The sequence below is a fragment of the Microcoleus sp. Pol1C5 genome, assembly GCF_036701115.1.
In the GTDB taxonomy this organism is placed as follows: domain Bacteria; phylum Cyanobacteriota; class Cyanobacteriia; order Cyanobacteriales; family Microcoleaceae; genus Microcoleus.
In genome coordinates this window covers 1-12,573 of sequence record NZ_JAUBQE010000094.1, presented here as the reverse complement: position 1 = coordinate 12,573, position 12,573 = coordinate 1, and the positions used below count along the sequence as shown (strand labels likewise).

Genomic DNA, 12,573 nt, shown 5'->3' with positions numbered 1-12,573 from the left:
AATACTTGGGCTGATGTGATCAACCGCGCTAACTTGGGTATGGAAGTAATGCACGAGCGCAATGCTCACAACTTCCCTCTCGACTTGGCTGCTGGTGAAACAACTCCCGTAGCAATGATTGCTCCTTCTATCAATGGCTAAGTTTTAGCTATCGATTACAAAAAGCGCTCCTAGAAATAGGGGCGCTTTTTGTTTGGGGAAAATATTTTTAGAGTTCTCCTTTTGTTAACAAACTAAGTGATATCAAGGCCGCTTGAGTAGTTGTCATTCTGAGTCGTGAAGGAACTGAAGAATCCAGCCTTTTAGACAACGCGCTTACTTCGTTGCGCTTGACTCATGACAAGTAAGCATTTTGGGTCAAGCGATCGCCCGGACATGATAGTAGCAACGACAAATCAAAAAACAAAATACCCAGAGCCCCGCAGCCATTAAAGTGCTGCGGGGCTCTAACGCACGATCGCATTTTAGGTTGAATAAAGTTGATTTAGTTAATAGCCGATGGCTCAATCTAAAATTAAAAGGTGAAAAACTAATTTTTCACCTTTTTAACTCTCGACTTTCAAATTGCCTGTTACTGAACAAACTTCTTGAATGCCAGTGTCACGTTGTGGCCGCCAAATCCAAAAGAATTCGACAGCGCCACATCAACTTTTAGATCGCGGCTGGTATGAGGAACATAGTCCAAATCGCACTCAGGATCGGGATTTTCCAGATTAATTGTAGGCGGGATTTTGTCATTGGCGATCGACATTACCGTCGCCACCGCTTCAATTCCCCCAGAACCGCCCAAAAGATGACCGGTCATTGACTTGGTAGAACTAATTGCTACTTTGTAAGCGTGGTCTCCCAAAGTCCGCTTAATCGCTTTTGTTTCAGTAGAATCGTTGGGAAGCGTACTCGTGCCGTGAGCGTTGATATAGCTCACTTGATCCGGCGTCAAACCCCCATCCTTGAGCGCTAAAGCCATCGCCCGCGACGCACCTTCCCCCCCCGGTACCGGAGAAGTCATGTGATACGCATCGCAAGTTAAACCGTAGCCGACGATTTCTGCGTAAATCTTCGCGCCACGCGCCAGAGCGTGTTCCATTTCTTCTAGAATCAGAATGCCAGCACCTTCGCCGACGACAAAACCATCACGATCGCGATCGAACGGACGAGAAGCATGAGTCGGGTCATCGTTGCGAGTCGAAAGCGCCCTCGCCGCAGCAAAACCCGCCACGCACAAAGGTGTCACCGCAGCTTCGGTACCGCCGCAAATCATGGCTTGCGCGTAACCCCCCTGAACTAGGCGAAACGCATCACCCACCGCATTTGACCCGGCAGCGCAGGCCGTCACCGTGCAAGAGTTTGGTCCTTTAGCACCCGTTTGAATTGCCGTCAGACCCGCGGCCATATTCGCAATCATCATGGGGATCATAAACGGGCTGCATCGATCGGGGCCGCGAGTCAGATAGATCTCTTGCTGCTCTTCCAAAACCTTCAGGCCACCAATGCCAGTGCCAAGAATGACACCCACCTGTTCTGCGTTCAGGTCGTTAATCTCAAACTTCGCATCAGCAACAGCTTGTTTACTCGCTGATACCCCAAATTGAGCAAAGCGATCCATCCGCTTTGCTTCCTTGCGCTCTAAATAGTCGTGTGGGTCGAAACCCTTCACCTCTGCGGCAAAGCGGCAGTCGTGCCGCGACGGGTCGAATAAGGTGATCGGGCCTATACCATTCTTCCCGGCAAGCAACCCGTCCCAATATTCGGACAAGGTATTGCCGATCGGTGTAATCGCGCCGAGACCCGTGATAACAACGCGCTTACGCTCTAAATTTGTCATGATTTCAGTTTCAAAAAATTAAACACCCAGAACGCAGAACAAAAGAGGAGTTTCCAGTTTTCTAACTTCTCTCCTCTTAGGGGAAAAGACAGGTATTTTATGCTTTTGGAGCTGCAAGTTGGCTGCTGATGAAATCTACAGAAGCTTGAACCGTAGTAATTCCTTCGGCTGCTTCGTCGGGAATTTCAATATCAAACTCTTCTTCCAAGGCCATGACCAGCTCTACAGTATCTAAGGAATCTGCTCCTAAATCGTTAGCAAAGTTGGCTTCGGGCTTGACTTCGCTCGGATCGACTTCCAGTTGCTCTGCCACAATTTTCTTGACTCTAGCAAAAATGTCGTCTTGGCTCATAACATCGTGTCCTCATTGGTTGCTGCGTATCTAATCTTATCCGAAAGGGGGATCTGCAGGAGAAACGCTGGCCGCTTTTCTAAGTGACACGGGCCAGCGACAATTGGCACACCCACGATCGCAGCAACTATAGGACTAAGGCAAAAAAACCCAATAGCCCAAAATCAATCATCTCGTTTAGCCACCTGATAACGTTGATGAACCGGATTTTTGGTCAATGGTGCGTCAGCCATCAACTCAAAATGCTTGAGAAAAGCTGACAATTGGCTCCTAGCTAGGCGGTGATAGGTTAATTATAAAGAGGGAAAACTAAGCAGGAAGCCTCCCGCCTTCGATCGCTCAAGTTTCTTTTCCCGAACCTTGTGTCCCCAGCAGAAACGACTATGCCATCCCAAACTCTCAGATATGCTTACTTTCCCGGTTGCGTTGCCCAAGGGGCGGCCCGCGAACTTTACTTGTCTACAATGGCGCTAACTCAAGCGTTGGGGATTGAACTGGTGGAACTAAAGAAAGCTTCCTGCTGCGGTTCTGGTACTTTCAAGGAAGATTCGCAGTTGCTCGAAGATACTGTCAATGCCCGCAATATAGCTTTGGCTGAGGAACTGAATTTGCCTTTGCTGACGCATTGCAGCACTTGTCAAGGAGTAATCGGTCATGTGGACGATCGCCTCAAGGATTGCCAAAAAACCGATCCCAACTACATAGAAAAAGTCAACGGTTTACTCAAAAAACAAGGCTGTTCGCCTTATCAAGGCAGTACCGAGGTGAAACATCTGTTGTGGGCGATCGTTGCCGATTACGGGCTGGACGAGGTGCAGAAGCGAGTCACCCGCCAGCTTTCGGGTTTGAAGTGCGCGTCTTTTTACGGATGCTACCTCCTGCGAGCTCAGGATAAGCTGCTTTACGATGACCCGCACCAACCGGAATCGATGGAAAATGTATTTCGGGCGATCGGGGCAACTCCGGTTTACTATCGAGGGCGGACGCAGTGCTGCGGCTGGCCGTTGGCGAGTTATGCCACTGACCAATCTTTTGGGATGGCAGGCAAACATATTCAAGATGCTCTTGACAATGGTGCGGATTGTATGGTAACGCCTTGTCCTCTGTGTCACTTGAATTTGGATTCGCGACAGCCGGAGGTGGAAAAAGTAATCGGGCGCAAGTTGGGTTTGCCCGTGTTGCATTTGTCGCAATTGGTGGCTTTAGCTTTGGGTGTGGAGCCGAAAAAACTAGGACTCGATCGACATATTGTTTCAACTAAGCCCGTGTTAGAAAAATTAGGCTTTTAGTCGATCGATTTGCGCCGCTTTGTAGTCAGGAATTTAGTCCTTTCTAATATCCAATCCAGTTTTGTAGTAAGGATTTTGGTTCTTTCTAATATCCAATCCCGTTAGCTCGGAATTATACCCGAATGCTAGCGGGAAGCTCGATCGCGATCGTACACTCTTGAATTGATAGAAGATACCGTCCACAATTGGTCGTTTTGTCCCCAGAGGTGGTCTAGTCTTCTTCTTGTGGGACACCAATGGCGCTGCGGAGTTATCACTCTTTGTCGATTAAGTTGCTCGATAATGTTATTTATTTCTGATCTTAGCTCGTCATCAGAGATCCCAAATGGTTTCTTTAAGCTATTGACACCACCAAGAGATGAAGCGGTCTAAGGGCGAGGGCTTCAGCGGACGGCGTTGCATGGTGGCTTCACCGCTGATAACCTATGCCCCAGTTCCGTTGCCAGCCCTTGTTAGACTGCGATTGCTCTCTTCGCATTCGATAGCCCTGATCTACACTCCAAAGCAAGTGTGGTGGTTGGTAGGTTAATATGCAGACAACAGAAACAGAAGTTGTATACAATTACACAAAATAGTTTTTAAGACTTCCTAACTGCCTCGCTATTGACAAGGAATCACCAATGAACCGAAACCCAGTAAATCTCACACGTCCGGTATTGCTATGGGCAATGCTAGGAATAATTTGTGGTTTGTTTGCTGCCACTTATTGGATATTTTTGTCTTACATAATGCTGGGATTTGAATATTTTAGTGGAGTTTCTCTACTAATTATTATGCCCCTTGCGGGTTTGCTCATCGGTTTGCTCATTCATTGGCTGGGAAATCCTGGCGAAATAGGGTTGATTATTGACAATATTCATCTCAATGGTGGGCGGTTACCAATGAACGAGAATCCTTCGATGATTCTGTCGTCGCTAATTAGTATTGCCAGTGGAGGCAGTGCTGGTCCAGAAGCACCAATGGTGCAAGTAACAGGTTCAATTGGTACGTGGTTAGCCGATCGCTTTCAATTGCGTGGAGAGGCACTACGAACTTTGAGTATTGCTGGCATGGCATCTGGTTTTACAGTTTTGTTCGGCGCTCCTTTGGGTGGTACTTTTTTTGCTTTAGAAATCCTGCAGCATCAGAATGTTGTGGAGTATTTTGAAGCAATATTGCCTGCAGTCGTGGCAAGTTGTGCAAGTTACACCATCTTTGTAGCAATTACCCAGCTAGGAATTGGTCCAACCTGGCATTTTCCTCAATACAATGTGGACAGCCTTTATGACTTTGGCGCCGCGATTGCTTATGGAATCGTAGGTGCGATCATGGGGTGGCTTTTTATCGCTGTATTTCGCAGTGTTGGTCGCTTGTTTGATTCGATACCCAGCCCAATCTATGTGCGAACTACTTTAGCCGGGCTAGCACTTGGTGTGTTATCAGCTTTATTTCCGCTCACTCGTTTCTTTGGTGAACATCAAATTGAAAAAATTGTTGAGGGCAACTTTTCTTTGGGAGTTATCTTAACTTTAGTTATTGCTAAAGTGTTTGCCATTAGTACGACCGTAAATGGAGGCTGGCGGGGGGGGATTATCATCCCGCTGTTTTTTATAGGAGCCTGTTTAGGAAAGGCAATCGCTATCGTTAATCCCGCCTCCAACGAGACTTTAGCAATGATTTGTGTAATGGCTGCTCTGAATTCAACAGTTACTCGAACTCCAATTAGTACAACTCTGCTACTCGCCAAGTTGACAGGATTTAGCACTTTTACACCGATTCTCTTCGCTAGTCTCGTGGGTTTCTTCTTGGCTCCCCGAACTCCCTTCATTAGCTCACAGCGTAAAGTTGATTAACAAACGGCTAGAATTCCTCTAATAACTGCGTGTAGCGGTGAAAAATACGTGCAATTTGCCAGTGTCGAGTCTCAAGGCTTTTGCCATTTCAAATACACCAATGGCATCAAACAACATCTAGGTGTTGATACCAGTCAGCTTGCCGTTTTTTATCCATTATACAAAAGCCAGTGTGTCCGATGAATGTGGCTGGGTTGATATTTTGAGTCACAACCTCGATTATTTTCACACTCTGGCTCGTCAATATTCCGAAGAGTACCATTCTGCAAGGGCAATAGGTATCACCCGGATAAGACGATCGCAGAGAATGTAAAAACTTTATCCGCAGATTATGACCCAGATCCGGTTTAAACTGGCACGGAAACTAACCAAAGCCGAAAAAGTGGCATTAGAGGGGAAAACTGGATTTGTCGTGGTGGCAACTCGCGCTCGTGATTAAACGGTCAAACGCTGGGATGTCAGGCTGTAAGAGTTTGGTCAAGAACTTTGAGCAGACTCTCGCCAATGCCACTGCGAAACTCAATTTGTATTTCATCAGGCTCATGCTCAAACGGTTGGCAAATGAATAAATCCCAAATGGGTTCTATAAGACTCCCAGCGTGAATAACTGTGAAGTTTTGTCGCTTTTTTGCGAAGTGCTTCCAAGCACTGCGGTAGACTAACCTTTAATTCTCTGTGCAGGCTATAGCGGTGGCACCTCACCGTCAAATCTGTTAATTCGCAGAGGCAGCAAATTTTTAGTGACTCGTTGGGAGCCTTTATTCAATGTCTCATTCAGTCAAAATTTACGATACTTGCATCGGCTGCACTCAATGCGTCCGCGCTTGTCCGACTGACGTTTTGGAGATGGTGCCCTGGGATGGCTGCAAAGCAGCTCAGATTGCCTCATCTCCCCGCACCGAAGACTGTGTAGGCTGCAAGCGGTGCGAAACTGCTTGCCCCACCGATTTTCTGAGCATCCGGGTTTACCTGGGAGCAGAAACCACTCGCAGTATGGGTCTAGCCTACTAAATATCGATCGACACGCCGATCGAATTAAGGGCACAAGAGAGGGGGCGATTAAATTGCCCCCTCTTTTTTGTCGCGGAATCTGCATTCTGGGGCCGGAAGAAGGTAAAAATGATAAAACGTGAGTTTTATTGCGATCGCTAAGCAGGAGTAGTACGTTAAATGTGCGGAATCGTTGGCTATATCGGCACGCAAGCAGCAAGCGAGATTTTGCTAGCAGGATTGGAAAAACTAGAATACCGGGGCTACGATTCAGCGGGCCTCGCTACCATCTCGGAAGGAGAAATTACCTGCATCCGAGCCAAGGGCAAATTGCACAACCTCCGGGAAAAGCTAGCAGAGATAGAATCTCCGGCTCCCATTGGCATCGGACACACCCGCTGGGCAACTCACGGCAAACCAGAGGAATATAACGCTCACCCTCACCTGGATAATAGCGGGCGAATTGCGGTAGTTCAAAATGGAATTGTCGAAAATTATCGCGATTTGCGGAAAGAATTGAAAGCAAAGGGACATAAATTTGTCTCGGATACCGATACAGAAGTGATTCCTCACTTAATAGCTGAGTTATTTGCAGAAGCAAAAAGGGAGAAGGAAGAAAGAAAAGAGAAAAAGTCCGAAAAAATTGCTGATTTGTCGTTTTTAGAAGTCGTTGCAAAGGTGGTAAATCGGTTAGAAGGAGCCTTTGCGATCGCCGTTATTTGCGCCGATTTTCCCGACGAAATAATTGTCGCCAGACAGCAAGCTCCTTTGGTGATTGGCTTTGGTGCAGGCGAATTTTTCTGCGCTTCCGACACGCCGGCCTTAGTCTCTCACACCCGCACTGTTTTGTCGTTGGAAAATGGTGAATTGGCAAGACTAACTCCGATGGGAGTCGAAGTTTACAGCTTTGCAGGAGAAAGGCTGAAAAAAAGCCCGCGCATCCTTGGTTGGAGTCCGGTTTTAGTCGAAAAGCAAGGCTTCAAACACTTCATGCACAAGGAGATTTACGAACAGCCCGCCGTAGTCCGAGCTTGTTTGGAGGCTTATTTAGACAGCGATTGGCAGCCGGGAAATCCCCGCTCTCCCATCAATCTCAACTTGCCCAAGGAACTTTGCGCTGATGTCGAACAAATTTCGATTCTCGCCTGCGGAACGAGCTGGCACGCCTCGCTAATTGGCAAATATTTGTTGGAACAATTAGCTAATATTCCCACTGCGGTGCAGTACGCTTCTGAGTACCGCTACGCACCGGCACCGCTGACAGCAAATACTCTAACTATTGGGGTAACACAGTCGGGAGAAACGGCGGACACACTGGCTGCTTTGGGGATGGAACAGCAGCGCCGCGCAGGTTTTACCGATAAATTTCGGGCGAGAATGTTAGGCATTACTAACAGAACCGAAAGTTCGATCGCCCACATGATGCCGCACGTGATCAATACCCACGCCGGTATAGAAGTCGGCGTTGCTGCGACTAAAACTTTTGTGACTCAGTTGATGGCATTCTATTTCTTAGCTTTGGATTTGGCGCACCAGCGGGAAACAATCAGCACGGAGAGATTGGCAGAAATTATTGCTGGTTTGCGCCAGTTACCAGCGGAGATTGAGAAGTTTTTGGAGATTCAAGAACAGTATGTGGAGGAATTGTCCCACCAGTTTACAGACACCCAAGATTTTATCTTTTTGGGGCGGGGAATTAACTTTCCGATTGCTTTGGAAGGGGCGCTGAAACTGAAGGAAATTAGCTACATTCATGCTGAAGGATATCCGGCGGGAGAGATGAAACACGGCCCGATCGCCCTTTTGGATGCGAAAGTACCCGTAGTGGCGATCGCCATGCCCGGAAGCGTCTACGAAAAAGTGCTTTCCAACGCTCAAGAAGCGAAGGCGCGCGACGCCCGTTTAATTGGCGTTACGCCGAAGCAAGGTGTGGCGGAAGCCGATATTTTTGACCACATTTTGCCGGTGCCTTTGGTGGATGAATTGTTGTCGCCGATTGTGACAGTGATTCCGCTGCAATTGTTGGCTTATCACATTGCAGCCCGTCGGGGTTTGGATGTGGATCAGCCACGCAATTTGGCGAAGTCGGTGACGGTAGAATAAAGGAAGTCATTAGTCATTAGTCCGTAGTCATTAGTGGGTTGTTGGTTGTTGGTTTTTCGTTCTAATAACCAATAACCAATAACCGATGCCCGATGCCCGATCGCCTATTCCCTCTGGCTGACTCCGCAAATTGCGGCTAACAGCAACCAGCTTGTAGTATTGAGTCGAAAATCAAACAGCGTCACGTCTACAGTATTAAAAAGCGTACAGGCAGCGAAGGCTAATAAATAACTGAAAAAAATTAGGCGATCAGCCGCTCTTACATCTTGACAAACCCCCTGACTTTTGCTATTAATTATAAATTTTTGAGTGAACCCTAAAGTATTTTCCGCTACTTCCTGTGTTGCTATTTGCTCGTGTTTGATATCCGCAGAAAAAAGCGGCCAATTCGCTAGCATAAAAACACCCCTAGCCAAAACCCAACCAACTAAACCAAACAAAAAAAGCATTGCGGGTATTCCCGTTTCCGCAGTCAACATCAGTATCAAACTGTGAGGATGACCGAGCCATTCTTGCATCTGAGCTTGATAGAGAGGCGTAAAATTTCGCAATCCCCAACCCGTCCAAGGACGCTGCTGAGTCATCGACCACGCAAATTCCCACTGAGTTTTTCTCAAAGTAGCTGTCGGTCGATTTGGGAACATCTCGTCGGTGAGTCTAGCCCAAAAGAAAGCCGGAACAATTCTTCGTAAAGATTGCCGCAGTGGTTCCGGGCCAAAGGCAGACAAAAAAATTGTGCTAGCCACACTCAAAACTGCAGCTAATAATTTTTTATAGCCCGCATAAAATGCAAAAGCCAAAACTGCCACAACTGCCAGTCCCCAAGCATTGCGAGAATTAGTAAAAATCAAAGCAAGAGCATTTCCGATCACTGCACAACTTAAAAATAGGAATCGGAAATTGGGAAGCGAAAATTGGGAATCAGGAATCAGCCGTTCATTAATTGTTTCCTTTTTTCCTCTTTCCTCTTCCCTCAAAATCGAGCTGGTAAATTCGGGAAATCCCTTACCTTGATCGTTGCCGAACCCTTCTTCCATCCACAGTCCCAGTGCTAAAATAAAAGCAATTGTCAGATAGCAAGCTAAAATATTAGCGTACATAAATACAGAAGCCATACGACCGGGGGGATTGCCTTGGGGTGCGAGTACCCAGCCAAAAACAGGCTGCAATTGCTCGATGCCACTCCAGCCTAAAAATTGCTGTCCCAGACCTAAAATTATCACTGGAATTGAACTAATTACAATAATCCAAGACAATTGCCGCAATTGAGGCAAAGTTTGAATTAAACTGCTAAAAGCGGCAAACAATATAAAGAACGGCAAGAAATTGTACAACCCTACAAAAGCCTCAATGCGGTTGTGGGCAAAAACGGCTGTGATGACTAGCAGCGCGCTCAGAATTGCGAATCCTCGATTCAACGGGCGGCGACTAATTTGACGGAACTTTTGCTTGCAAGTGCCGGCCAATCCCAGGAATAAACCTAAAGCTCCCAAAATCGGAATTAAGGGAAAAATCAGCATCCCCACTTGGGCGAAATTCCAAGGGATTTGCAGGCGGGGATCTGGATGTTTTTGGAGTCGAGACTTGAGATTTTTGGCTGTCTGTTTGGCAGCTAATTTCAACCGATTTTTGATCTTCACCCACACTCCCAATCTCAAATCTAAAATCTACAATTTACCAGCGTTAAGCTAGTTCCCAAACGCATTCCGATCGCGTCAGGCGTATTTGAGCTAAGGCAAAAATGGTCGGGATAATGCGGCCGTAGTTCGTGGAAATCGATCGCCAACCCAAATCCGCTAAAAACCAAGTCCACATCACCGGGCCAACCAACGAAAATACGCTCCGCGTCGCACCGTAACGAGCCGCACTCACCGCCATACCGCGCCGCGCCGTCTGAATTGCGACATAATTTTGAAACTGGGTTGCTGCAGTTGCAGTGCCTGCAAGCACTCCTTGTTTTGCCATTTGATAGGTGGCAAAATGCAGCGCAAATTGATTTGCCATTAGTTTGAGCAGCATTGGTTTTAAGATGGAACTAACAGCTAAAGCGCTGCCGCCTTTGAACAGCAAACCTAGCGGGTCTTTTTCAGCAGAAATTGGCAGGGGTTCTGAGAGTTTAGAATCAACGATCGCTCGCTGTACGCGCACTGTCAGCGCTTGCTGTTCATCTGCAGGTAAACGCTTCCACGCGCGGCCCATTAAGTGCAGAAATACTTCTGCCTCTAAGTCGGTGGTTGACAACTGTTTGGGGTAAGGGATTTTGAGATAGCGACAAACTTGAATTAGTGCTTGTCTGTAAGTTACTTGTTGGGTTCGCCCTCGGAGTACCGTCAACCCGTCGGCTGCAAGATAGCGAAACCGCTGTTCTACGGCGTCGAGCCATGCTTGGCGATCGCGACTTTGTACATCTATCGGTGCGGGGGTTTGCACGTAATCTAAAGGGTTAAACTTGCGGCTGAACAGAAGTTCTGTTAGTTGCTGCAATTCTTCTTCTGTTGTCAATTCGAGTGCTGCTCTGAGTTCGTCCAAAATTTTGCCCTCCCCTATTCGATTTTAGATTTTAGATTTTAGATTTTAGATTGCTGCTGGTTGACAACCATTAGGATTTAGGATTTACCTACAGTGGCATTTTTTGATCGGGTCTTAATCATGGATTCGTGCTGTCCTTTATTCTACTACTTGGTGCAGGGCGATGGCGTCGGGCCCCGGAAGCTACGGCTCTTTTGAGTCATCGGTAAGGTACAAATTCAGCTTGCAGCCTTTAAGCTGATGTTTAGATTCACAAGGCTGACTGATTGATTATGTTCGATGTTGCGGTGATTGGTGCGGGTATGGCGGGGCTGAGTTGCGCTCAACGGTTGCGTCAAGCTGGTTATTCTGTGGCTGTTGTTGAGAAATCTCGCGGCGCGGGGGGACGTGTTGCTACCCGTCGCGTACAGGGTACTAGGGCCGATCACGGGGCGCGGTATCTGGAGCCGCAGGGGGATGCGGTGCAGGGGTTAATTGACGTTTTGGTCGATCGGGATATCCTCAAACTCTGGACGGATACTGTCTGGGAATTCAGACATGGAGAACTTTCTGCTATTCCTAATTCTTGTTATGTCGCACCTGCGGGAATGAATGCTGTGGGTAAATATTTGGCGGAGGATTTAGAAATTTGGTTTGGTCGCCGCGTACAAGCTATTTCTACTACAGATAACCAAATGTGGCATCTTTCCCTAGAAGTTACTGATGACAATTTACAGACGCCTCAAGAATTGATTGCTAAGGCTGTTGTAGTAGCAATTCCGGCTCCTCAAGCTTTAATGTTTTTGAATTCGGAAATTGGTTTTAAACCTGATTTTCTTGACAAATTGCGCTCTGTGGAGTACGACCCTTGCATTACGGTTATGGCTGGCTATTCTGCGAAAAAACAGCAAGATTTAATTAATCTAAATCCGCAGTGGAAATCTGTTTCTTTTCCCGATAATGCTGATTTAGCTTGGGTTGGTTTCGACAGCAGCAAACGGATCGAGCCGCAGCAGCCGGTGTTTGTGGTTCACAGCAGCGCAATTTTTGCAGAACGCTATTTAGAAGCTGCTGATTTGCAAACTGTCGGTCAGGAATTGCTTTCGAGAGCTTCTGAATATTTAATCCCTTGGTTAAAAGAGCCAGAATGGTTGCAGGTTCACCGCTGGCGCTATGCTTTTTGTCGAAATCCTTTGCCTGTTTCTTGTTTGCCTGCTGGGGGGAATTTGCCACTGGTTTGTGCGGGGGATTTGTGCGGGGAAGGTCAAATAGAAGGTGCTTTGCGATCGGGTTTGGCGGCGGCTATTTGGGTGAATTCTCAGTTGCACAATTTGCCCTTAGATTCCCGCCTAAATTGGTAATATGGCTACAGTTAACGTATCGATTTTTCCTCTAACGCTATGATTGCCATCCCGTCTGGGTTTAGCCCAGAAAATCACCTTGCCCTCGAACCTGATAATACAGTCCGGCATGAATAACGGATGTTAGGAAGAAGGAATAAGGAAGTTCGGCAACGGATTCGCTTTCTTCGGATGTAACGGATGTCAGGAAGAAGGAAGAAGGAAGAAGGGAAATGCAATTATAGCAATAGTTTCAGTAGTTAGGGCTTGCTGAATAAGTCCAAAAAACTCAAAAAAGTTCGAGCGCGCTATTGCCCGCCCACGCTCAACATAA

General features: G+C 47.1%; 9 protein-coding genes and 1 pseudogene. 6 read left to right on the top strand and 4 right to left on the bottom strand.

What is annotated here, in order from left to right; all coding sequences use genetic code 11:
* Positions 1 to 141 (top strand): annotated as a pseudogene (locus QUA23_RS29650) (photosystem II q(b) protein); the annotation flags it as partial.
* Between the two features lie 430 nt (positions 142 to 571).
* Here QUA23_RS29650 and fabF read toward each other — a convergent pair.
* Together fabF and acpP are read right to left on the bottom strand one after the other, a co-directional pair.
* Complete coding sequence (gene fabF, locus QUA23_RS29645) at positions 572 to 1,825, bottom strand: beta-ketoacyl-ACP synthase II (RefSeq protein WP_333079424.1); 1,254 nt, start codon at positions 1,823 to 1,825, stop codon at positions 572 to 574.
* 97 nt (positions 1,826 to 1,922) lie between these two features.
* Positions 1,923 to 2,177, bottom strand: coding sequence for an acyl carrier protein (gene acpP, locus QUA23_RS29640; RefSeq protein WP_333071912.1), 255 nt, complete (start codon positions 2,175 to 2,177; stop codon positions 1,923 to 1,925).
* Between the two features lie 383 nt (positions 2,178 to 2,560).
* On the opposite strand from acpP, the gene QUA23_RS29635 reads away from it, so the two are divergent.
* The 4 genes from QUA23_RS29635 to glmS all read left to right on the top strand — a co-directional run bounded on the left by QUA23_RS29635 (position 2,561) and on the right by glmS (position 8,391).
* On the top strand, positions 2,561 to 3,466 hold the full coding sequence (locus QUA23_RS29635) for a CoB--CoM heterodisulfide reductase iron-sulfur subunit B family protein (protein ID WP_333079423.1): 906 nt from the start codon (positions 2,561 to 2,563) through the stop codon (positions 3,464 to 3,466).
* A gap of 728 nt (positions 3,467 to 4,194) precedes the next feature.
* A complete protein-coding gene (locus tag QUA23_RS29630) occupies positions 4,195 to 5,298 on the top strand; it encodes a chloride channel protein (RefSeq protein ID WP_333110665.1) in 1,104 nt (367 codons plus the stop codon).
* Positions 5,299 to 6,063: 765 nt separating this feature from the next.
* The gene (gene psaC / locus QUA23_RS29625) at positions 6,064 to 6,309 is read left to right on the top strand and encodes a photosystem I iron-sulfur center protein PsaC (RefSeq protein ID WP_015175986.1); all 246 of its coding nucleotides are present in this window, start codon (positions 6,064 to 6,066) and stop codon (positions 6,307 to 6,309) included.
* 159 nt (positions 6,310 to 6,468) lie between these two features.
* Positions 6,469 to 8,391: a glutamine--fructose-6-phosphate transaminase (isomerizing) gene (gene glmS / locus QUA23_RS29620; protein WP_333079419.1), complete on the top strand. Its 1,923-nt coding sequence runs from the start codon at positions 6,469 to 6,471 to the stop codon at positions 8,389 to 8,391.
* 104 nt (positions 8,392 to 8,495) lie between these two features.
* On the opposite strand, the gene QUA23_RS29615 is transcribed toward glmS, so the two are convergent.
* Positions 8,496 to 10,031: an O-antigen ligase family protein gene (locus QUA23_RS29615; protein ID WP_333079418.1), complete on the bottom strand. Its 1,536-nt coding sequence runs from the start codon at positions 10,029 to 10,031 to the stop codon at positions 8,496 to 8,498.
* 43 nt (positions 10,032 to 10,074) lie between these two features.
* Positions 10,075 to 10,920, bottom strand: a complete 846-nt coding sequence (locus QUA23_RS29610; RefSeq protein ID WP_333079417.1) for a YaaW family protein — start codon at positions 10,918 to 10,920, stop codon at positions 10,075 to 10,077.
* A 272-nt stretch (positions 10,921 to 11,192) separates the two neighbouring features.
* Between QUA23_RS29610 and QUA23_RS29605 the strand changes: the two genes are divergently transcribed.
* Complete coding sequence (locus tag QUA23_RS29605; RefSeq protein ID WP_333079416.1) at positions 11,193 to 12,260, top strand: FAD-dependent oxidoreductase; 1,068 nt, start codon at positions 11,193 to 11,195, stop codon at positions 12,258 to 12,260.
* Positions 12,261 to 12,573: the final 313 nt, after the last annotated feature.

Excerpts from the sequence above, each read along its gene's own strand:
- QUA23_RS29635 (WP_333079423.1), top strand. The coding sequence starts at position 2,561 with ATGCCATCCCAAACTCTCAGATATGCTTACTTTCCCGGTTGCGTTGCC.
- glmS (WP_333079419.1), top strand. The coding sequence starts at position 6,469 with ATGTGCGGAATCGTTGGCTATATCGGCACGCAAGCAGCAAGCGAGATT.
- QUA23_RS29630 (WP_333110665.1), top strand. The coding sequence starts at position 4,195 with ATGCTGGGATTTGAATATTTTAGTGGAGTTTCTCTACTAATTATTATG.
- acpP (WP_333071912.1), bottom strand. The coding sequence starts at position 2,177 with ATGAGCCAAGACGACATTTTTGCTAGAGTCAAGAAAATTGTGGCAGAG.
- QUA23_RS29605 (WP_333079416.1), top strand. The coding sequence starts at position 11,193 with ATGTTCGATGTTGCGGTGATTGGTGCGGGTATGGCGGGGCTGAGTTGC.
- fabF (WP_333079424.1), bottom strand. The coding sequence starts at position 1,825 with ATGACAAATTTAGAGCGTAAGCGCGTTGTTATCACGGGTCTCGGCGCG.
- psaC (WP_015175986.1), top strand. The coding sequence starts at position 6,064 with ATGTCTCATTCAGTCAAAATTTACGATACTTGCATCGGCTGCACTCAA.